Origin of the sequence: Halarcobacter sp. (assembly GCF_963675975.1) — a bacterium.
Classification (GTDB): Bacteria; Campylobacterota; Campylobacteria; order Campylobacterales; family Arcobacteraceae; genus Halarcobacter.
The window spans coordinates 3116235-3136335 of sequence record NZ_OY780939.1 but is presented as its reverse complement, the minus strand read 5'-3'; the positions used below and the strand labels follow the sequence as shown (position 1 = coordinate 3136335).

Here is a 20101-nt window from a genome sequence, read left to right as displayed (position 1 = left end):
TCTTTACCCCTTAGCTTATAGCACTTTGTCTATTTTTAATTAGTAGCCACAAGAAGAAAGGAGCACCTAAAAGTGAAGTTATTATTCCTATTGGAAGTTCAGCAGGAGAGATAATAATCCTTGCTAAAGAGTCAGCCCATAAAAGAATAAAGGCTCCCAATATTGCACTAAGTGGTAGATAAAATTTATGGTTTGAACCTACAATTAGCCTTGCAATATGGGGAACTACAAGTCCAACAAAGCCAATAATTCCACAAAAAGCAACACTTGTACCAATTGCTAAAGATACAAATAGTATAAGTTGTTTTTTTAATTTTTCTGCATTTACTCCTGAGTTTTTTGCTTCATCTTCACCTAAAAGCATTAGGTTTAGTTCAACCTTTTTTCTAATAGCAAATATATATGTAGCTACAACTATTGGAAGCATTGTTAAAATAACTTTCATATCTCCATTTGCTAAGCTCCCCATAGTCCAAAAAGTAAAACTTTTAAGCTCCTCTTCTGTACTTACATAAGTAAACAGTCCCACTAAAGCTCCAAGCATAGCATTTATAGCAATCCCTGCTAAAAGCATAACTGTAACGGCAACTTTATTGTAAATAGTTGCTAGTTTATAAATAGCAAAAATAGTTATAACACTACCTAGAAAAGCACTTAAAGGAAGGGAAAGGTATGATAAAAAACCACTATACAGAAGTGTTGGCAAAAAGCTTCCTAGAAGCATAAAGATAACAACTCCAGCAGAAGCTCCAGCAGATACACCTATAATAGAAGGATCTGCTAAGGGGTTTTTAAATAGTGTTTGCATCATAGCCCCAGAGATACCAAATGCTACCCCTACAAGTACTCCTAAAGCAACCCTTGGAACCCTAATATCCATTAGAACTTGATAATAGATTTTATTGTTTTCAGGCTCTAAAAGAGTAGTTAGTATCTCAGAAAAAGAGATACTAAAAGCTCCAATAGTTATATTTAAAACTGTGGAAATCAAGAGTAATACAAAGCATATTTTTATAGCTGATTTTTTTAGTCCAGTCATCTAACAACTTATTTACAATATGATAATTGATTTTTATTGAACATACAAGATAAGTCTTGTAGTGCTTTATCTACTCTTACGGTAAAGCCAGAGATTAATAGCATATCCATAGAGTAGATTTGTTTGTTTTTACCAGCATTTGTAGAAGATACAATACTCTCATCTATCCCACTATCTCCCGCATGATTAGTTTTAATGATAACATCAGGGTTCATTTTTAAAATTGATTCTGCTGAGATTTTACTATACTGTTCAAACTCAACTACATTTTTCCCTCCAGCTAGTTCTATCATAACTCCTGGTTTTGTTTTAGGACCTGCTGCCATTAGTGTACCCTCTCCCCTAGAGAATACAAAGAGTACTTTTGGTTCTTTTTTAGCTTTTATCTCCTCTTTTATTTTAGAGATATTTGTCTCTATTCTTGAGATAATTTTATCTGCTTTTTTATTCTCTTTTAAAATCTCACCAATCTGTTTAATTTTATTTTTTGCAGACTCTATAGATGGATTATCATCAATAATATAAGTTTTTATACCATATTTTGGAAGTTCCACAACAATTTTTTTAGGCTTTGCTTGGCTACTTATAATTGCAACTTCAGGTTTAAGAGACAAAATTCCTTCTTGAGGAAGACTTAGCCAATATCCAACATTTGGAAGTTTAGATACAGCATCTTTAGGATAAACACTTGATAAATCAACACCAATTAAATCATCTGCATGGCCAAGAGCTACTACAGTTTCTGTTATACTTCCTCCTACGCTAACAATCTTTGAAGCGTAAGAGGTGCTTATACTTAATAGTAAAGCTAGTGATAGTTTAGTTAGTTTATGCATGTTCTTTTAAGCCTTCTTCATGGGTTAGAGAGTGGGCTTTACCTTTCATTGTTCTTTGTTTTTCAATTTTTTTATTTGTTTTATCTAGTTTATAAGCAGCTCCAAATCCAAGTACAATATTTCCATCATATGGTGTTAGTTTGTAGATTCTTGAATCTGTCATCTTTCTTACAAGAGCTCCTTGGTCTCCAAGTCTTTTCTCAAAAAGAGTTGCGATTTTCTCAAACCTATCATCTTCAGGTTCAAACTTTTCAGCTTTTGCATTAAAATAGAGTCTTCTTCTTCCATATATATGCGCTGTATTACTCTCATCTTCAATAAAAAGTATATGCGCCTTTCCTGTATTGTACATATTGTGTGAGTGTTTTACTGCTGTACTTATAAATACATAAAAGTTCCCCTCTTCATCTTCTACAAATGGTGAATAACTTGCAAAAGGTTCTCCATCTTTATCAACAGTTGATAAGATTACACTTTTAATATTATTTAAAAATATATCAAGCTCTTTTTGAGCTTTTTCTTTATTTATTACCATCGCTTTTTCATTTTTCATTTTTATCCTTTTAGTGGCAAATTTTGAAAATTATAATTTAATTAAGAGTGAATATCAATATTAATTAATATAAAATAGAATTTTTTTTTCACAAAATGGAATTTTTTTGAATATCTTTGGGAGAGCAGTTGAATTTCTGTGAAAATGCATATGAAAAACTTCCTTGATTTGTATAACCAACCATTGAAGAAACCTCTTTTATTGAGTAGCTATCCTCTTTTAAATATTCAATAGCTTTTTTAAGCCTGATATCTTTTAGATATTCGTGAATTGTTTTATTAAAAAGCTCTTTGAAACCTTTTTTTAGCTTTGTCTGATTAAGAGCAACTCTTTTTGATAATATATCTATTGTAATCTTTTCATCAAATGAGTTTTGTATTATATTCTCAACCTTTTTAACTCTTTTTATATCCTCTTCATTTAAGCCAACTAATTTTAGTTTATCCCTTTTTTGTACTTCTTCAAGAACATAAAGTATTATTTGCATTGCCTTATTCTTTAAGTATATTTTATCAAGACCACTTTTATACTCCCTGTTAAATAGCTCACTAAATTTATCTTCTAGATTAGGTTCATATATCTTTTTATTAAAGGTATTTTTGAATATATCTGAGAAAAATCCATTTTCATTTAGGTACTTATCATGTAGAGTTATGCAGATGTATTTTAGGTGCTCTCCTTGCTTGTTTAGCAAAGATTCTTCGACATTTTTTTCATACTCAATGCTAATTTCATTTCTTTCATATACTCTTTTTTCATTTGTAAGGTGATTGAGTTTTTCTAACTTTCCTTGAATAATTATCCTTATCTGAAGATGTTTACTTTTAGATTTTAGCTTTTGAATATGGGATTGTTTTATTTTATTGTCAACAATATTTAAATAAATATCCTCTTCAACCATTGCATTTACAATTTTAAGGTCAATAAATTGGTTGTTTATAGTACCTACTTGTTTTATAAAGGATTTGCTTTCCTCCTTATTTGCTATGATTTTTCCCGTATTAAATACTTCCGATCTTTTTAGTTTAGTCATGTTAACTCTTTGATAATAATTATTAAAATTGATTCTATAGAAATTTACCTTTATATATTTTTAATATATATAAATTTCATTTTAAATATAACTTTTTTTGATATTTAACTATGAAATTAGCTTTTAAATAGCTTAAAATTTAACTTTTTAAAAATTGTTTGTTAACTCTTTATTTTGAATATAAAATTTTTATATTAGAATTTTTTAAAAATTTAAGAGATGCAATGGAAAAAATCGATTTAAAATATATATGGAAACTGCTCTTACAAAAGAGAAAACCTCTTATTTGGGGACAAGTTATAACAGTGATAACTATACTTATTAGTGTACCAATACCTTTGATGCTTCCAGCATTAGTTGATGAAGTTCTTTTAGATAAGCCTGCTTTTTTTGTCTCAACTATTGATAGGTTTTTTGGTAGTGGAAATACCTTTTACTATATTGTTATTGTTGCATTGATGGTGATTTGCTTAAGATTTTTTTATTACCTTTTCTCAATTTTAATCACTAAAATATTTACTAGTATCTCAAAGTTTGTAACCTTTAAAATAAGAGAAGAGTTAATATTACATCTAAAAGATGTCTCTATGAATGAGTATGAAAGTATTGGAAGTGGAGCAGTTGCAGCAAATCTGATAACTGATGTTAACACTTTAGATAATTTTATTATGACAGGGGTTAGTAAGCTTGTAACCTCTGTTTTGACCCTTATTGCTGTTGCTTTTGTAATTATAAGTATTCATCCCATCTTAGGTTTATTAATAATTATAATTCAACCTTTAATAATGTTTTTATCAAGGAAAATTGCAAGAAGAGTGGGGAGATTAAAAAAAGAGGAGAATGAAGCAATAGAAAAGTTCCAAGATAATATATCTGAGTCTTTGGAACTTTTTGGGCAGATAAAAGCAAGCAATAAGGAGGACTCTTTTTTTAATAGTTCTATAAAAAAGGCAAAAAATATTCAAATATGCTCAAATAATTTTGGTTATAAAAGTGTTGCTTATGAGAAGTTCTCTTTTACACTTTTTTTAATAATTTTTGAAATATTAAGGGCTTCAGGCTTGGTAATGGTTGCCTATAGTGATCTGTCTATTGGTATGATGCTTGCAATGTTTGGATATATTTGGTTTATAATGAGCCCAGTCCAAGAAATACTCTCATTTCAATACTCTTATACAACTTCAATGGCTGCAATAAAGAGAATAAATAAAGTACTACAACTTACAAAAGAGCCAAATGGTTTTCAGCAACTTGAAAAAAAAGAGAAAGGTGTAGATATCGAAGTAAAAGAACTATATTTTTCTTATAATAAAAATAAAGAGTTATTAAAAAATATCTCTTTAAGTATAAAGTCTGGGCAAAAGGTTGCACTTATTGGAGCTAGTGGAAGTGGTAAAACAACACTTGCACAAGTGATTTCAGGTTTTTATACTAAAAATAGTGGTGAGATAACATACAATTCAATAAGTATTGACACATTAAATAAAAAGAGTCTAAGAGAGAGACTTTTTTTAGTGTTACAGATGCCAATACTATTTAATAACACCCTAAGATTTAATATCACAATGGGAGATGAAACTATAAGTGATGAGACTATTTACAAAGCTTTAGAGATTGCACAATTGAAAAACAATGTTTTAAGTATGAGTGAAAAACTTGATACTATTGTTGGTAAAAATGGTATTAGGTTAAGTGGAGGACAAAGGCAGAGATTGTCTATTGCTAGGATGATTATAGCAAATCCATCAATAGTGATTTTTGATGAGTCAACTTCTGCTTTAGATGTTCATACTGAAGCTAAACTTTTTAATGAATTACAAGATTTTTTAAAAGAAAAAACAGTAATTACTATTGCCCATAGATTAAGTACCGTTAAAAATGCAGATATGATATATGTATTAAATGAGGGCGAAATTGTACAAAAGGGGACTCCAAAAGAGCTTGAAGAAGAGCAGGGGCATTATTTGGAGTTTATAAAGAACCAATTGGTTTAAATTTAAAAGAAAGGATGTATTATGATAAAAGAGAAAATAGATGAGCTTTTAGGTTTAAATCCTGAGCTTACTACAGTTGAGATAGCAAAAGAGTTAGGGGTAAATGAATATATTGTTCTTCAAAATATTGATGAGAGTTTAGCAAAAGCTATTGATGGAAAATATTTTGATGATGTAATTGAGGATATTTCAAAGTGGGGTAAGATTTTAATGATAAAGATTACACCATCTTTTGTAATAGAGATAAAAGATAATATGCCAACGGGAACTTATGGACATGGTTATTATAATTTTGATTCTAAAGATTCCTCTATATCTGGCCATTTAAAAGTTGATGATATAGATAAAATCATTTTTGTATCAAAAAAACACAGGGGAATGTTATCTTTAAGTGTTGTTTTTTATGACTCAAAAGGTGAACATATTTTTAAAGTATTTGTATCAAGAGATGAAAATAGGGAGTTAATCTCTTCTCAAGTTGAGATGTTCAATAAATTAAAAAACAGATTTTAATTTTATAAAAGGATTACTTTAGCAAGCATTAGGAAGCTAAAGAATCCTACTATATCTGTTACAGTTGTAAGTAGAACTGTACTTCCTATAGCTGGGTCTACATCCATTTTTTTAAGAAGTAAGGGAATTGAAGCTCCAAAAAAACCTGCACTAAACAGGTTTATAATCATTGATAATGCAATTACTAAGCCTAATAAGGCTGTGCTAAACCAAAGCCAGGCTATAATACCAATAACAATTGCAAAAATAAAACCATTTGCAAGGGATATGAAAACTTCTTTTTTTATGGCATCTTTACTATTATCAAAGTCAATTTCACCAAGGGCCAATTGTCTAACCATAACCGCAAGTGTTTGTGTCCCTGCATTTCCACCCATAGATGCAACAATTGGCATTAAAATAGCTAAAGCAACATAAGCTTCAATTGTTTTATCAAAAAGTCCAATTACAAGTGAAGCCAAAATTGCAGTTGCAAGATTTAAGAAAAGCCAAAAGGCTCTTTTTTTAGCTGTAGTTAGAAGATTGTCTTCATGCTCAAAATCATCATCAACACCAGCTAATTGATACATTTGTTCTGTTGCATTCTCTTCAATTACGTCTAAAATATCATCACTTGTAATTCGACCTACTAGTACCTCATGGTATCCCACAACAGGTATAACGTTTAAGTCATACTTTTCAACAAGTTTTGCAACTTCATCAATATGATCTTTATCATGAACAACAAAAGGTTTAAATTTTATCTCATCATGTTCTTCTAATAACTCTTCGTAAGTTTTATTAAAATCGAAGATAATTAAATCTTCTAAAAGAATAGAAGCTATAAGTTTTTTATCTTCGTTTATTACATAAACTTGATGGATATTTTCAAGTTCATCTGACTCTTTTCCTTGTCTTAATCTATTAATTGAATCTTGAATAGTTTCATTTAATTTTGCAGAAAAAAGTTCAGTTTGCATATATGAACCAGCTTCATCTTCATGATATCTCTTTAGCCAGTTAATCTCATGTTTATCTTCTTCTTCAAGACTTTCTATAATCTCATTAGCTTTTTCTTCATTAAACTCTTCGATTTCTTGAATGATATCTGTAGCATCATCTGAATCAAGTTCATCAACTACATCTGATAATCTTTGTGAGCTTAGATGTTCATATACATCATCCCTTAGATTGTCAGGAAGTTCAAGAATAACTTCCCCTAGAATTTCATCTGGTATCTCTTTTAATACATAAAAGAAATCATCTTCTGATTCATTTTCTATTTTTTTTAAAGAGTATGCTATATCACTTGGGTGTAGCTCATTTAGATTTTCTAAAAGCTCATGGGGATTTTTTATAGCATTCTCTATAGGCATTAAATCTCTTTAGGAGTTAAAGTACTTGTGGAAGCCATTCTATCAAGTTTTGTAGCTTCTTTTCTATTTTCATCAGCAACAACTGCGTTAAGTTTTTCCATAGTGATTTTTGCATTTGCAACAAATGTACGTTTTGCCTTACCTTTTAATACAATTTTTTCAGGTTTTTTTATAATTCTTAATGGATCTAAAGCTCTACCATTTCTATAAACACCAAGGTGTAAGTGGGGACCAGAACTTAATCCTGTGCTTCCAACATAACCAATTAATTCACCTCTTTTTACCCATCTTCCTCTTTTTATACCACTTCTAAATCTACTTTGGTGTGCATATAATGTTTTGTATCCATTTGGGTGTCTTATAATGATGGTATTTCCATATCCACCTCTTCTTCCTACAAACTCAACTCTTCCTTCACCTGCAGCATAAATCTTTCTACCCCTTGGTGCAGCAAAATCAGTACCTAGGTGAGCTCTATATCTTTTTAAAACTGGATGCCATCTTTTTTTTGTAAATTTACTTGAAATTCTTGAATATGAAACTGGTATTTTAAAAAAGTAAATTTTTGTAAAAGCTTTTCCTGTCTGATCGTAATATTTGTCATTATCATCATTTTTAAATCTATAATACTTTTTCCCTGAAACCTCTATCATTGCAGATTTTATTTCAGGTTGACCAAAAGGTTTACCTAATAACTCTTTTTGAGTATACTCAATAGCAACAAAATCACCTTTTTGCATTCTTCTAAAATTAACTGAGGCTTTAAATATTGATTTTAAATGAGCTGCTAATGCAGCATTTCCTGTAGCTTGTTGTAGTTCATTTGATACAGATGTCATAATTGGTATAGCTATTGTTTCTGTATATTCTCTATAACTGATTGGTAAAGTTTGAAACTTATATGTATTGTCTATATCTTTGTATACATGAAGTTGTATCTCTTCAGATATAGGAATTAACACCTGATTAAGGGTACCATCATCATTTTCCATCAAGTAAAAATACCTATCAGCTGTTATCTCTGAACATAACTCTTTATCCTCTTTTTCTAAATCAAAATATAAACTTTGAGGAATTGAATATTTATCTAAAAAAGTTAAAAATGTTTCACCCATTGGCCATTTAGCCTCTTTAACTTCAGTAGAAAACAGTGATGTAATTATAAAAAAAAACGCAAAAATTATTTTAAACATAGACCTTCTTTATTAAAAAATTAGTAGCTTTATTATACAATTGCTCAACTAAATAAAATATAAATGTTTAAGGGTTTTTTCGTGAAAAAAACATTACTGTTTCTAATATTAATTATAAATACACTTACCGCTGACTTAGTTGATGTATACAGAACCGAGGGCCTTGATGCCGTTAAGGAAGAGCTTGAAAAAGAGCTTATGAAAAAAGAGTATTGGCAAAAATACTTAGCAGATAAAAGAGTTGACTATGGCTATTATGAATCTAGGAAATATTTAATTTTAACTCAAAAAAGAAGAAAAGAGATTACTCTATTTGAAGTTAATAGAAATAGCTATAATGTACTTTTTAAAGAAGATGTTATTGTTGGTGAAAAAGATGGAGATAAAGAAGATGAAGGGGATTTAAAAACTCCTATAGGTGTATATGATTTAACAGATAAGTTAACAAAACTTGACCAATTTTATGGTCCTTTAGCTTTAGTTACTTCTTATCCAAACACTTTTGATAAAGTAAGAGATAAAAAAGGTTCAGGAATTTGGATTCATGGTATGCCTTTAAATGAAGAGAGGGAAAGTTTTACAAAAGGATGTATTGCTTTAGATAATACAAGATTAGAAGAGCTTGATAAAAGTATTGATTATGATAAATCTATTTTATTAATTAGTGATTTAGCTCCACGAAAAGCTTCTAGAAATGAAATAAGTATTATTTTATCTTCAATATATAAATGGAGAGATGCTTGGAAAAAATCAGACTTAGATGAGTACCTAAGATTTTATTCTGACTCATTTAAAAGACATGATGGAATGGATATAGAAAAATTTAGAAAGTATAAAGAAAGAATTTTTTCAAAAAATGAGAAAAAAACTATTTTATTTACAAATATAAATATTGTACCTTATCCAAATGCTTTAAATAAGAGTATGTTTAAAGTAATTATGGATGAAGATTATAAAACAAAATACTACACTTTTGTAGGGAAAAAAGAGCTTTATATTGAAGTAAAAGATAATCAAATAAAAATCTTAGCTGAGGGTTAAAATTAAGCTTAAGAGCTTTTTGGATATAATCGCAAAACTTTAACAACCATATTTAAGGCGAAAAATGCAAAAAGAAGAGATGAATCTTGAAGAGATAGCACTTGCTCACTCTTTAACACTTGAAGAATTAGAAAATATCAAAGAAATTTTAGGAAGAGATCCAAATTATGTAGAGATTGGGATCTTTTCTGCAATGTGGTCAGAACATTGTTCTTACAAATCAAGTAAAAAGTATTTAAACGGTTTCCCAACAAAAGCTCCTTGGGTAATCCAAGGTCCAGGTGAAAATGCAGGAGTTATCGACATTGGCGATGGTTATGCAGCTGTATTTAAAATGGAATCACACAATCACCCATCTTTTATTGAACCTTACCAAGGTGCAGCAACAGGTGTTGGTGGAATTATGAGAGATGTATTTACAATGGGTGCTAGACCTGTTGCTTCAATGAACTTAATTCAATTTGCAGGAATTGAAGGTGATAGTGAAACTGCTCAAAAACATAGATTTCTTTTAAGAGGTGTTGTAGCAGGTATCGGTGGTTATGGAAACTGCATGGGTGTTCCAACTATTGGTGGTCAAACTAACTTTGAAGAGTGTTATGCAGGAAATAACCTTGTAAATGCATTTAACTTAGGAATTGCAAAAGCTGATGAAATTTTCTATGGAAAAGCTGAAGGTGTTGGAAATCCAGTTATGTATGTTGGTTCAAAAACTGGTAGAGATGGATTAGGTGGAGCCGTTATGAGTTCTGCTTCATTTGATGAGGATTCTGAATCAAAAAGACCAACTGTACAAGTTGGAGATCCATTTACTGAAAAACTACTTTTAGAAGCTTGTTTAGAACTATTTAAAGAAGATTTAATTATTGGTATTCAAGATATGGGTGCTGCTGGACTTACTTCATCATCTTTTGAGATGGCAGGAAGAAGTGATTCTGGTATGATTATGCACTTAGATAAAATCCCAGCAAGAGAAGAGGGTATGACTCCTTATGATTTCATGTTATCTGAATCTCAAGAGAGAATGCTTATTTGTGCTAAAAAAGGTAGTGAGCAAAAAATTATTGATATCTTTGAAAAATGGGAATTAGATGTTGCAGTTGTTGGTGAAGTAACAAATACAGGAAATATGGAACTGTTCTGGCACGGAGATAAAGTTGCTGATATTCCTGTTCAACCTGTTTCTGAGGAAGCACCTATATTAGATAGACCAGTTGCAAAACCAGCTTATTTAGAAGATATTGAAACAGTTGATATGAGTAAAGAGGTTTCAAATCAAGAAGCATTTGATGCACTTTTCTCTGATATGGAAGTTGTTGATAAATCATGGGTTTATGACCAATACGATTCAATGGTACAAACAAATACAGTAAAAGGTCCTGGAAAACTTGATGGTTCAGTAATTAGAATCAAAGAAACAGGGAAAGCTTTAGCTATGAGTGCTGATTGTAATACAAGACAATGTTATATTAACCCTGAGTTAGGAGCTGCTGCAGCTGTTATGGAATCAGGAAGAAATGTAGCTATGACAGGTGCTGTTCCTAAAGCTATTACAGATTGTCTTAACTTTGGTAACCCTCAAAATCCAGAAGTGATGTGGCAATTTGCCCAAGCTTGTGAAGGTATTAAATCAGCTTGTAAAGAGTTAAATACACCTGTTATTGGTGGAAATGTATCTTTATACAATGAAACAAATGGTGTTGGTGTTTTCCCAACTCCTGCTATTGCTATGGTTGGTGTAAATGATGATGCAAATAAAGTATTACCTTCATCATTCCAAGAAGAGGGTAATGTAGTTTATATTTTAGGTGATACTAAATCAGAGTTTGGTGGATCTTTATATCTTAAAAAACTTTATGGAAAAGTTGCAGGAGTACACCCTGAAGTTAGTTTTGAAAAAGAATTAAATCTTTGGAATAGTGTAATTGAAGCAAATAAACAAGGGCTACTAAAAGCTGCTAAGGATGTTAATGTTGGTGGTTTAGCTATTGCATTAGCAAAAATGGCTGTTGTTGGAAACAAAGGTGTTGAAGCTAATATATCTTTAGAAAATGAAAAAGATATTTTCTCTGAAACATTAAGTAGAGCAATTGTTGAAGTAACTCCTGAAAACTGTGATGCTTTTGAAAGACTTTGTGATAATAGAAAAATTGCCTTTACTAAACTTGGTTTAGTTGGTGGAGGAAAAATCTCTGTTAATGAAGTATATGTTGAGTTAGATAAAGCAAAAGATATCTATTTTAACAAATTTAAACAAGTTATTGAACAAGATTTATAAGAAGAGTTGAGGTTTAACCTCGACTCTCTATAATCGAATCTGCAAGTTTTGCAAACTCCATTTGTGTAATCTTTAAAGTTCTACTTTTTAGAGTCTCTATTGATAAACTATTTTCTATCATAATTCTAGCAGCATTAGTATAATCGTTTCTATTTTTTATTAGATAAATTATTTGATGAATCTGTTCATTTAAATTTAGCTCTTCAGCACTATTATAACTCATCGTCATAACCTTGTTTATATCCATGAGAATTGTCATAATCATCGTCATAAACATCATCATATTCACTATAATCATAATCATCATAATCCACAGTGAAAACTTTTGGATAACCTAACTTTTGAAGTTCTGAATCAATATTTTCTTCAGAAATTCTATTTTTAACTCTTTTCATGATATAGTCGATATCTTCTTCTTTTATATCATTTGCTCTTAATTCATATATAATAGATTCCATTTCCCTTTTCCTAATTTACAAAATCTATTTTTTTAAAATTAACAAATCTGCTAATTTAACAACATCGTCTAATGTAAGTCTAGCTGTCCTAGAAACAACATCTTGTAATTTTAAGTTATTACTTAAAATCAAATTTATAGCCCCATTGAAATCACGTCGATTTTTTATAAAAGTTGTAATTTCATAAACAAGTTTGTTAATAGGGTCTTCAACTTTATATTTATTTAACATCTCATCATAATAAGATGCCATATCTTACTCCTATAAATAAGACAATAAACATTAGTAGTTTTTGGGAAAGTTTTGATGTTAAAAAAGTTTTAACATTTATACTTCTTTTAACTCTGTACTAAGTTTAATCTGTTAGTATAAATGTACTCTTCAAATGAGTACAACATACTCCTGAAAACTATATATTATGCACGGCCAAATGCTTACAAGTTTTCAGGAAACCTCTTATTTTGTATTAAAATTATAAAACAAAATAAAAATATTTTTCCTAAAATAAATCTTAAAATTTATTTATACGCTTTAAAGCCCTTAATTTAGGTACTTACAGCTAAAAATAAAAATATATTTTTCAATTTTTTAAAATAAAATTTTTGAAAAAAAGCTAAAAAAATTTAAATTTTTGGACTTAGCTGGTCTTTTAGTGTAGCCAAGTCTCCTAAAACCCATACATCAGTTATTTTATCTTCATTAAATCTAAAGAATGATGCACCATTATATTTTATTCTTTTATTTGTTGGTTCGAAATCAAATATTTTACCTCTGTGGGTACCATTATATACTGCTCTTACTGCAACTATTCCATTCTCTTCAATTATAGTTTCAATACCATGGTATAAATTTGGAATACCAGTTAAGATATTAGTCATATAATTTTCAAACTCTTTTTTACCTTTTGTTTCAATGTTTAGTGAACCTCTAAATGTTATCTCATCATCAAAAAGTACATCAATCAATTCTTTATTTTGTTTATTCCACAACTCTTCATAATATTTTTTAACTAAATCTTTATTACTAATTTTTTTCATCACTTCTTTCTTCTATATATAAACTTTTTAACATATACAACATTGATTTAACAGACTTTATTGAAGCTGTTTCCTCCACAGTATGATAACCTGTAGTTGGTATTTGTAATGTTGTACCTTGAATCTTACCTTTAGATTCCTTTATGATTCTTCCAAGCTCTGTACTACCTAATGATAATAAAGGCTTTTCATTTTCATACAATATTTTATTCTTTTCTTGTATATAAGTATCTTTACAAGAAAAATTAATATTGTTTTTATGGCAAAAATTCTTAAGAATTTTCAATAAAGGTGACCTAAACCTTGCATTTGCATCTCTATTTCTTAATACAATCTCCTGTAAAGAAGCTTCTTCTCTAGTATTATATGGACTTGTATCCAATACTAATAGTTCAGATGTGCTAACATCATTTTTTCTAAACCAATCTAATACGAATCTCCAACTTCTTCCTGCTTCTTCTTGCGCAGTAAAAAAAGCTGTACCTTGAAATCCATGTTGATAAAGATATATGATAATTGCTGCTGATAAAACGTTATCTAATTGTGCTGAAATAAGTTCATCACTAATCTCTAATTTATCAACAAATGCAATTGGTGTACCTGGTAAAAGGTGTTCAAGATTATCAATTTTAAACATTAAGTTATTGATTTTCTCATTCATATAAACTTTACTAATCTTACCTATCCCTAAATAACTTCCTGACCAAGGCTCATAGGCTTGAACAGGCTGATTTAGAAATCTTGATGAGATTTGTTGATATGTTTGTTCAGATACAGAGTTCCCTTTTAAGTCAATTCTATTTTTTGTTTGAAATGCTGCAAACTGAAACTCACTAGGACCTGTACAAACTAAACCATGTCTATCTATGTGTGCACTTAATATTCCATTTGTTGGTTGTTTACCTTGTGCAACTAAAAGTCCATCATAATAATATGTATCAATACCTAATTCATCTAATTCTCTTTTTAAATATAGAAAAAAAGAGTGTTCATATCCTATTACAGATGGAACTCTTATAAGTTGTTTTAATGTGTCTAAAAAGTCTGTAAATCCATCAATATTTTCAATCAATTCAGAAGATTTTTTAACAGACAATTTTTTAAATTTCATCTCTTTCCTCGAAAATTAATATGTAGAATAAGGTATTAACTTATTCTACTGGTTGTTTACTTTCTTCTTCTTCAACTTTTGAGTTGCAGTTATAAAGTTTTTCATCACAAGTTGCAACACACTCTTCAACATTTGAAGTAGTTTCTTCACAAATAACTAGACATTCATCGTATGCTTTTTCGCACGCAGCATATTTATCTTCAATAGTTTGTGTCTCTTCTGCTTGCATTAAAGAACAAACAATAAATAATGGAAGAATTAATTTTTTTAACATTTAAATACTCTCCTAAAAAAAGTATGATTTAATGTACTTATGTACAACATAATTGAAAACATTTTAATGCACGGCCAAATGCTTATATAGGTTTTCTCTGAAACATTTTAAGGTATGTTCCTTATTCTACTTCGGAATTATAAATCAAAAAAAAAGAAATAAACTGAAAATAAACTTAAGCTGCTTTTACTCCATCAAAAAGTGGCTTTTTTAGGACTAAATTTTAAGAAAAAAAATTAACTTTTTTGCATTTTATTTTTTCAAAAAGGGCTGTTTTTTATAAAAAAATTGAAAAATTATAAAAAAACGCCATTTTTGAGATAATAAATTGCAGGATATGCACTTACAACTATTAAATATAAAGAAAGGAAAATTATTGAGTATTTGTAATATTTTTTTGTATCAATTTGTGTTTTTAAAACAAGATTGATAATCCCAATAATAAAACCAAAAAAAGTTCCTAAAAACAATAAAGCATAAAGTAAATACCCAACATAATGATACTCTTTTTGTAACATACAAAAAGGGCAATGGTGTGTTGGAAGTTCATATATATAGGTTCCAAAAAACAGTATCAAACTAATTATTGCCAAAATTAGAAAAATTAAATTGAAAATGATATAGAAGTAATCATTTTTTAATAAATAAAAGATTAATAAAAATACAAAGCATAGATAAAAGCCTATAAGTATAAGGTTTCCATATTCAAAGAATACAGAAGATAAATATGAACCTTCACTATTTGAATATAAAGTACCACAACAGCTAACTAATTTATCTACATCAATCGAACTAAACATTGTGATTTCTAAAACTATTTCAAATAAGAGTAAAAAATAGATAAAAAGATAAAAACCAAATTTTAATTTAGTATATTTAAGATTTGTAGTTTTTAAATCAAAATTATGGATAACTAACCAAAATCCAAAGAAATAGATATTGATTAGTTTAAATAAAAGAAGATATATACCATAACTAGTAGCATCTACAACTCCTGCTGCGCACATAGCTCCTGTAAGTACGTTAGAAATTTTATCAAGGGTAAAAATAAAAAATATAAAAAGCAATATTTTAACAAATAGTATATATTTGATAATTGTCGCTGTTAAAAAGCTTTGTGTTTCTAGTTGATATTGTTTTTTTGAGCTTGAATCTATATCCCAATTAAAAAATATCTTTATACTTAAAAGAAAACTTACTGTTCCAAATAGTAAAAATATAGAATTTAGAATAATTATAGTTAAAACTTCAGGGGATAATATCACTTTATAATCTCTCCATTTGCAAGCTCTATAACTCTATTTACAAAATCTAATTCAAAAAAAAGTGGGTCATGAGTAGCTACTATTATTGTTTTATCATCACTTTTTAACTCTTTTAAAATTGAGATAAAGTGTTCAGATAACTCTTTATCTAAGTTAGCTGTTGGTTCATCAGCTATTATGATTTTTGGATTATTTATTTGACTTCTAGCTATTGCAACTCTTTGTTGCTCTCCACCTGATAGGTTTTTAACTATTGCATCTTTTTTATGCTCGATTTTAAATCTTTTCATAACTTTTTCTAAAAGTTCTGAGGCCTCTTCTTCGCTTGGATTTTGTGGAATTAAAGGAAGTAAGATATTCTCTTTTACACTTAAAGTTGGGATTAGATTATATTTTTGAAAAATAAAACCTATATCTTCTCTTCTATACATTGATGCAAAACTATCAGGTAGCTTAGAAACTCTCTTCTCATCAACAATTACTTCACCTGAGGTTGGTTTTGACAAAGAAGCAATCAGTGAAAGAATAGTACTTTTACCACTTCCACTTGCACCTTTTAAAACAACTAATTCACCTTGTTTTATTGAGAGATTTATATTTTTTACTGCTCGAACTATATTGTTTTTGTTTATCTCAAAATCTTTTGTAATATTTTTTAATTCAATCATTATCTTATCACTTTATCTGTTTCTATAGTTGCACTTCTCCAAGAAGGAACAATTGTAGCTGCAATATATATTGGAACACTTAGGAAAAATACTAAAAATAAAGTATTGAAATCTAATACAAAAGGTAACTCAAAAGAGGTTTTAAGTTGAGAATAACCTGTAAAAATCTCTTTTAGTAAAGGAGCATTTAGTATATATACAAATCCAAAAGCAATAAATATACCCAATACATATGCCATAAAAGAGATAATAAAGCTTTCATAAAACTTCTCTTTTAAAACATCTTCCACTTTCCAGCCAATTGCTTTTAATACCCCAATCTCTTTTTTCTCTTCAGAGGTAAGACCACTAGCTTTGTCATAAATAATTATAAAAAAAGTAAAAATTGAGACAATAAATAGCGCTAAAAACAATCCACCTTTGTAGTCAAAGATGTTTTGATAACTTATCTCTAACTCTTTATTGGTTATTACTCTAGTATCTGGAAAAAGTAGTTTTATTTTAGATGCAATAGTAAATATCTCTTCAGGGTTGGCAACTTTTACAACTATATCTGTAGCTTTATTTTCAGGCATTCCAAATATTTCTAAAGCCAACTCTTTTGGTAAAACTATTGTGTCATTTGATTCTAACTCTAGATTGTCTTGAAAAACTCCTGCAATATTAACTTTTTTAAATTTCCCATCAGGTTTTATAAAATTAAAATACTCTTCATAGTAGTTATCACTTAGTATTTTTTCTACGCCCTTTCCTATAATCATAGAAGAGTTTTCTTGAAGCTGTGAAAAATCGACATCTTTAACAAGTTTGTTTAAAGAGTTTTTATATTGGTTTTCAAATTCATCTATTCCAATTACTGAAAAATTTACGCCAGCATTTTCAAAATAGTAGTATCCCCAAACTCTAGCAACTGCATCTGAAACCCCTGCTATATTTAAAATCTCATCTATTGCATCAGCATCTATATCGTAATGTCTTCCTGCTTTTATCTTTTGTACAGTTATTTGAGGTAGAGATTTTAGTGTTGTGTTTAGTTCATATTTAATTGAATTTGAAATAAAAAAAACTGAACATAATAAAGCAGTTAAAAAGGTAAAAACAAAAAGTATGAATATGTTTTTAAATTTTTGTCTAAGAATAGAGTTGATAGCATATTCTATAAGATAGATATTTATTTTATTTTTCATTTAAAATCTTTGAAGGTGTATTTTTTAAAATATGTGAGTATGAATAAACAAATGTAGTAGGGAAATACTCTTTTAACTGTGGATCCTCTTTTAATATATTAAAAGTATCACTTAATGTCCTATGCCGTATATACATAGCTTCTGTTGAAATTGCTAAATCAGGAAGTTCTAAAATAGAAACTAAGCTATTTTTATCTTTAATATCTTTGTTATTTAAAGTTTTATTTACAGATAAATATGCAACTTCCACAAAAGTAAAAAGAAGCAGTAAACAAAGTGTAGAAAATAGATAAAGAGTTTTTTTATTCATCTAGTTTATATATTTCCTCTTCTTTTAGTTTATCAAATTCAATTATCATTTTACCACTATGGTCAGTTTTAAAGGTTTTGGCATCTTCAAGTTTCTCAAAAGGTATTAGTTCGTGTCCCATTGGACCATAAACATCTGAACCAATTACATAATAAGCTTTTGCACCATCAATTGCTTCTTGTGTATAATAATCTGTTACAAGAATTTGTTTAATATTATCTTTATTTACCATATGATTATTTGAGCTAATCCATCTTTTTGGGTCAAAATAAAACTTCATCAAATCTTTCACCCCATCAAAAGAAAATTTATGTTCATGATTTCCATGTGAATAGATTATTTGTGCTGCCCATCTTGGATATTTGGCTACAAACATTCCACATACTGGACACTTCTCATCCTCTTCTACTACAACTCTATTTTTTATAGAATCTAAATCTCCAAATCTTTTCACATCCCATAAGTACATTGCCACAGTTTGAAGTTGTGATTCTTTTAATTTTTTACATAGATTATTGTTTGTTATATCTGCTTTTAATTCATTTATTTCCAAGTAATCAGTAGGGTCTATATCTTGTGAGCATCTTTTTTCAAATATTTTTTTACCCTTTGGGTATATCTTTTTTATATTTATTGTTTTTTGTTTTTTATAATCATCTTTCAGTGCTTTTTGACTTAATTTTACGGCTTCATTAAAACTAATAATTTTTCCACCATATTGTTTTATAAAATCTTTTGCATTTTCTTTAGATTTAAAAGCTATTTTACTCTTACTTGCCAATAAAGGTTTAACCTCACTTCCAATTACGAAATAAGCTTTTGTTGCATCAATATATTTTTCAGAAGCCCAATCTATAACTTGTACATTGTTCAAATCAATTCCATACTCTTCATTGTCTTTTACAAGAAAAGTTAAAGAAGCATATTGTCTTTTTCTTCCATTATTTAAAGTTGATATAAAAGAGGTTTTATAGTTTTCTTTTAAACTAAAACCTGAAATAGGGCACCAATATTTTTCATCACCACTTTGGAAATATTTTACATCATTTGTTTCTTTAACTATAAGTGGATTTGCATATAAGTAGAAAGATATAAATAATAAAAGTAAGAGTATTTTTTTCATTAATGTCCTTTATTTTAAGTTTAAATATTAACAAGTAAGTGTTAATTTTTAGTTAATCTAAAATAAAAAATTAACATTAATTTAACTCTTTAATTATAATATTCTTCTAAATTAAAATAAGGGAAGAATATGAAAAAAATAGCTATGTTTTTATTTTCTATACTTGCTATTTGCATAACATTAAATGCAAGTGATATAAAAAAACCAAAAATGGCATACCAAGCTGTACCTGCTCAAAAAGCTACATTAGTACAAAAGGGTGACGAAAAAAGTTACTGTCCAATATGTGGTATGACTTTACCAATGTTTTATAAAACAAACCATGCAGCAAAAGCAGGGGATACTCACAAACAATATTGTTCAATCCATTGTATGGTTGAAGATATTGAATTAAATGGTGCAAAACTAACAGATATGAGTGTTGTAGATAATAAATCATTAAAATTTATTAGTGTAAAAGATGCTTTTTATGTTTTAGGAAGTTCTAAGCCTGGAACTATGACAATGACTAGTAAATATGCTTTTGAAAATAAAGCTGATGCCCAAGCTTTTCAAAAAGAAAATGGTGGAGAGCTTAAATCATTTGATGAAATCTATGCAATAGTTGCAAAGGGTTTAGAAAAAGAGAAAGCTATGATTGCAGCAAAACAAGTAAAAATGGAAAAAATGGGTGAAAAAATTTATGCTAAAATGTGTAAAAAAACAGATATGACTTTTGATTCAACTGCAAAAGCTAAAGCTTATGTTGAAAAAAATCAATTATGTGGAAATTTAAAAGGTAAAAAGCTACAAGCTGTAGGTATATATCTATCTAGAAGATAAAAGAGGTTTTT

At 28.7% G+C, this 20101-nt stretch carries 22 protein-coding genes; 5 read left to right on the top strand and 17 right to left on the bottom strand.

Features of this window, described 5'->3' with window-relative positions; genetic code table 11:
- Positions 1–10: 10 nt before the first annotated feature.
- From ACKU3H_RS15535 to ACKU3H_RS15520, 4 genes are all read right to left on the bottom strand, one after another.
- Complete coding sequence (locus ACKU3H_RS15535; RefSeq protein ID WP_320034777.1) at positions 11–1039, bottom strand: iron ABC transporter permease; 1029 nt, start codon at positions 1037–1039, stop codon at positions 11–13.
- A gap of 8 nt (positions 1040–1047) precedes the next feature.
- Complete coding sequence (locus tag ACKU3H_RS15530; RefSeq protein WP_320034776.1) at positions 1048–1875, bottom strand: ABC transporter substrate-binding protein; 828 nt, start codon at positions 1873–1875, stop codon at positions 1048–1050.
- Positions 1868–2428, bottom strand: coding sequence for a pyridoxamine 5'-phosphate oxidase family protein (locus ACKU3H_RS15525; RefSeq protein WP_320034775.1), 561 nt, complete (start codon positions 2426–2428; stop codon positions 1868–1870). Before ACKU3H_RS15525 ends, ACKU3H_RS15530 begins: the two co-directional genes overlap by 8 nt.
- A gap of 88 nt (positions 2429–2516) precedes the next feature.
- Entirely contained in the window at positions 2517–3461 is a 945-nt protein-coding gene (locus ACKU3H_RS15520) for an AraC family transcriptional regulator (RefSeq protein ID WP_320034774.1), read from the bottom strand.
- 224 nt (positions 3462–3685) lie between these two features.
- Here ACKU3H_RS15520 and ACKU3H_RS15515 point away from each other — a divergent pair, with 224 nt between their 5' ends.
- Both ACKU3H_RS15515 and hutX read left to right on the top strand, forming a co-directional pair.
- Entirely contained in the window at positions 3686–5455 is a 1770-nt protein-coding gene (locus tag ACKU3H_RS15515) for an ABC transporter ATP-binding protein (protein WP_320034773.1), read from the top strand.
- Positions 5456–5476: 21 nt separating this feature from the next.
- Positions 5477–5968 (top strand): heme utilization cystosolic carrier protein HutX, encoded by a 492-nt coding sequence (gene hutX, locus ACKU3H_RS15510; protein ID WP_320034772.1) that lies wholly within the window; start codon positions 5477–5479, stop codon positions 5966–5968.
- A 2-nt stretch (positions 5969–5970) separates the two neighbouring features.
- Here the strand turns inward: hutX and mgtE are convergent, their stop codons facing one another.
- Together mgtE and ACKU3H_RS15500 are read right to left on the bottom strand one after the other, a co-directional pair.
- Complete coding sequence (mgtE, locus tag ACKU3H_RS15505; RefSeq protein ID WP_320034771.1) at positions 5971–7323, bottom strand: magnesium transporter; 1353 nt, start codon at positions 7321–7323, stop codon at positions 5971–5973.
- Complete coding sequence (locus tag ACKU3H_RS15500) at positions 7323–8516, bottom strand: peptidoglycan DD-metalloendopeptidase family protein (RefSeq protein ID WP_320034770.1); 1194 nt, start codon at positions 8514–8516, stop codon at positions 7323–7325. The genes mgtE and ACKU3H_RS15500 overlap by 1 nt, the downstream gene beginning before the upstream one ends.
- A gap of 81 nt (positions 8517–8597) precedes the next feature.
- Here ACKU3H_RS15500 and ACKU3H_RS15495 point away from each other — a divergent pair, with 81 nt between their 5' ends.
- Both ACKU3H_RS15495 and purL read left to right on the top strand, forming a co-directional pair.
- Positions 8598–9557 carry a L,D-transpeptidase family protein gene (locus ACKU3H_RS15495; protein ID WP_320034769.1) on the top strand — a complete coding sequence of 320 codons (960 nt, stop codon included), beginning with the start codon at positions 8598–8600 and terminating at the stop codon, positions 9555–9557.
- A 64-nt stretch (positions 9558–9621) separates the two neighbouring features.
- Positions 9622–11835, top strand: coding sequence for a phosphoribosylformylglycinamidine synthase subunit PurL (gene purL / locus ACKU3H_RS15490; protein ID WP_320034768.1), 2214 nt, complete (start codon positions 9622–9624; stop codon positions 11833–11835).
- A 13-nt stretch (positions 11836–11848) separates the two neighbouring features.
- Here the strand turns inward: purL and ACKU3H_RS15485 are convergent, their stop codons facing one another.
- From ACKU3H_RS15485 to ACKU3H_RS15435, 11 genes are all read right to left on the bottom strand, one after another.
- Positions 11849–12058 carry a hypothetical protein gene (locus ACKU3H_RS15485; protein ID WP_320034767.1) on the bottom strand — a complete coding sequence of 70 codons (210 nt, stop codon included), beginning with the start codon at positions 12056–12058 and terminating at the stop codon, positions 11849–11851.
- On the bottom strand, positions 12048–12293 hold the full coding sequence (locus ACKU3H_RS15480) for a hypothetical protein (RefSeq protein WP_320034766.1): 246 nt from the start codon (positions 12291–12293) through the stop codon (positions 12048–12050). The genes ACKU3H_RS15485 and ACKU3H_RS15480 overlap by 11 nt, the downstream gene beginning before the upstream one ends.
- Positions 12294–12317: 24 nt before the next feature.
- Complete coding sequence (locus ACKU3H_RS15475; RefSeq protein ID WP_320034765.1) at positions 12318–12545, bottom strand: hypothetical protein; 228 nt, start codon at positions 12543–12545, stop codon at positions 12318–12320.
- Between the two features lie 371 nt (positions 12546–12916).
- The gene (locus ACKU3H_RS15470) at positions 12917–13330 is read right to left on the bottom strand and encodes an ester cyclase (RefSeq protein WP_320034764.1); all 414 of its coding nucleotides are present in this window, start codon (positions 13328–13330) and stop codon (positions 12917–12919) included.
- Positions 13317–14441: a peptidase M42 gene (locus ACKU3H_RS15465; RefSeq protein WP_320034763.1), complete on the bottom strand. Its 1125-nt coding sequence runs from the start codon at positions 14439–14441 to the stop codon at positions 13317–13319. The genes ACKU3H_RS15470 and ACKU3H_RS15465 overlap by 14 nt, the downstream gene beginning before the upstream one ends.
- A gap of 40 nt (positions 14442–14481) precedes the next feature.
- Positions 14482–14715, bottom strand: a complete 234-nt coding sequence (locus ACKU3H_RS15460; RefSeq protein ID WP_320034762.1) for a hypothetical protein — start codon at positions 14713–14715, stop codon at positions 14482–14484.
- A 296-nt stretch (positions 14716–15011) separates the two neighbouring features.
- Complete coding sequence (locus tag ACKU3H_RS15455) at positions 15012–15980, bottom strand: hypothetical protein (RefSeq protein ID WP_320034761.1); 969 nt, start codon at positions 15978–15980, stop codon at positions 15012–15014.
- Entirely contained in the window at positions 15977–16648 is a 672-nt protein-coding gene (locus tag ACKU3H_RS15450; protein WP_320034760.1) for an ABC transporter ATP-binding protein, read from the bottom strand. Before ACKU3H_RS15450 ends, ACKU3H_RS15455 begins: the two co-directional genes overlap by 4 nt.
- Positions 16648–17835 carry an FtsX-like permease family protein gene (locus tag ACKU3H_RS15445; protein WP_320034759.1) on the bottom strand — a complete coding sequence of 396 codons (1188 nt, stop codon included), beginning with the start codon at positions 17833–17835 and terminating at the stop codon, positions 16648–16650. The genes ACKU3H_RS15450 and ACKU3H_RS15445 overlap by 1 nt, the downstream gene beginning before the upstream one ends.
- On the bottom strand, positions 17825–18145 hold the full coding sequence (locus tag ACKU3H_RS15440; protein ID WP_320034758.1) for a hypothetical protein: 321 nt from the start codon (positions 18143–18145) through the stop codon (positions 17825–17827). The genes ACKU3H_RS15445 and ACKU3H_RS15440 overlap by 11 nt, the downstream gene beginning before the upstream one ends.
- A complete protein-coding gene (locus ACKU3H_RS15435; RefSeq protein WP_320034757.1) occupies positions 18138–19268 on the bottom strand; it encodes a nitrous oxide reductase accessory protein NosL in 1131 nt (376 codons plus the stop codon). Before ACKU3H_RS15435 ends, ACKU3H_RS15440 begins: the two co-directional genes overlap by 8 nt.
- 129 nt (positions 19269–19397) lie before the next feature.
- Here ACKU3H_RS15435 and ACKU3H_RS15430 point away from each other — a divergent pair, with 129 nt between their 5' ends.
- Positions 19398–20090 (top strand): nitrous oxide reductase accessory protein NosL, encoded by a 693-nt coding sequence (locus tag ACKU3H_RS15430; protein WP_320034756.1) that lies wholly within the window; start codon positions 19398–19400, stop codon positions 20088–20090.
- Positions 20091–20101 lie beyond the last annotated feature (11 nt).

Excerpts from the sequence above, each read along its gene's own strand:
- ACKU3H_RS15535 (WP_320034777.1), bottom strand. The coding sequence starts at position 1,039 with ATGACTGGACTAAAAAAATCAGCTATAAAAATATGCTTTGTATTACTC.
- ACKU3H_RS15530 (WP_320034776.1), bottom strand. The coding sequence starts at position 1,875 with ATGCATAAACTAACTAAACTATCACTAGCTTTACTATTAAGTATAAGC.
- ACKU3H_RS15525 (WP_320034775.1), bottom strand. The coding sequence starts at position 2,428 with ATGAAAAATGAAAAAGCGATGGTAATAAATAAAGAAAAAGCTCAAAAA.
- ACKU3H_RS15520 (WP_320034774.1), bottom strand. The coding sequence starts at position 3,461 with ATGACTAAACTAAAAAGATCGGAAGTATTTAATACGGGAAAAATCATA.
- ACKU3H_RS15515 (WP_320034773.1), top strand. The coding sequence starts at position 3,686 with ATGGAAAAAATCGATTTAAAATATATATGGAAACTGCTCTTACAAAAG.
- hutX (WP_320034772.1), top strand. The coding sequence starts at position 5,477 with ATGATAAAAGAGAAAATAGATGAGCTTTTAGGTTTAAATCCTGAGCTT.
- mgtE (WP_320034771.1), bottom strand. The coding sequence starts at position 7,323 with ATGCCTATAGAGAATGCTATAAAAAATCCCCATGAGCTTTTAGAAAAT.
- ACKU3H_RS15500 (WP_320034770.1), bottom strand. The coding sequence starts at position 8,516 with ATGTTTAAAATAATTTTTGCGTTTTTTTTTATAATTACATCACTGTTT.
- purL (WP_320034768.1), top strand. The coding sequence starts at position 9,622 with ATGCAAAAAGAAGAGATGAATCTTGAAGAGATAGCACTTGCTCACTCT.
- ACKU3H_RS15485 (WP_320034767.1), bottom strand. The coding sequence starts at position 12,058 with ATGAGTTATAATAGTGCTGAAGAGCTAAATTTAAATGAACAGATTCAT.
- ACKU3H_RS15480 (WP_320034766.1), bottom strand. The coding sequence starts at position 12,293 with ATGGAATCTATTATATATGAATTAAGAGCAAATGATATAAAAGAAGAA.
- ACKU3H_RS15475 (WP_320034765.1), bottom strand. The coding sequence starts at position 12,545 with ATGGCATCTTATTATGATGAGATGTTAAATAAATATAAAGTTGAAGAC.
- ACKU3H_RS15470 (WP_320034764.1), bottom strand. The coding sequence starts at position 13,330 with ATGAAAAAAATTAGTAATAAAGATTTAGTTAAAAAATATTATGAAGAG.
- ACKU3H_RS15465 (WP_320034763.1), bottom strand. The coding sequence starts at position 14,441 with ATGAAATTTAAAAAATTGTCTGTTAAAAAATCTTCTGAATTGATTGAA.
- ACKU3H_RS15460 (WP_320034762.1), bottom strand. The coding sequence starts at position 14,715 with ATGTTAAAAAAATTAATTCTTCCATTATTTATTGTTTGTTCTTTAATG.
- ACKU3H_RS15450 (WP_320034760.1), bottom strand. The coding sequence starts at position 16,648 with ATGATTGAATTAAAAAATATTACAAAAGATTTTGAGATAAACAAAAAC.
- ACKU3H_RS15445 (WP_320034759.1), bottom strand. The coding sequence starts at position 17,835 with ATGAAAAATAAAATAAATATCTATCTTATAGAATATGCTATCAACTCT.
- ACKU3H_RS15440 (WP_320034758.1), bottom strand. The coding sequence starts at position 18,145 with ATGAATAAAAAAACTCTTTATCTATTTTCTACACTTTGTTTACTGCTT.
- ACKU3H_RS15435 (WP_320034757.1), bottom strand. The coding sequence starts at position 19,268 with ATGAAAAAAATACTCTTACTTTTATTATTTATATCTTTCTACTTATAT.
- ACKU3H_RS15430 (WP_320034756.1), top strand. The coding sequence starts at position 19,398 with ATGAAAAAAATAGCTATGTTTTTATTTTCTATACTTGCTATTTGCATA.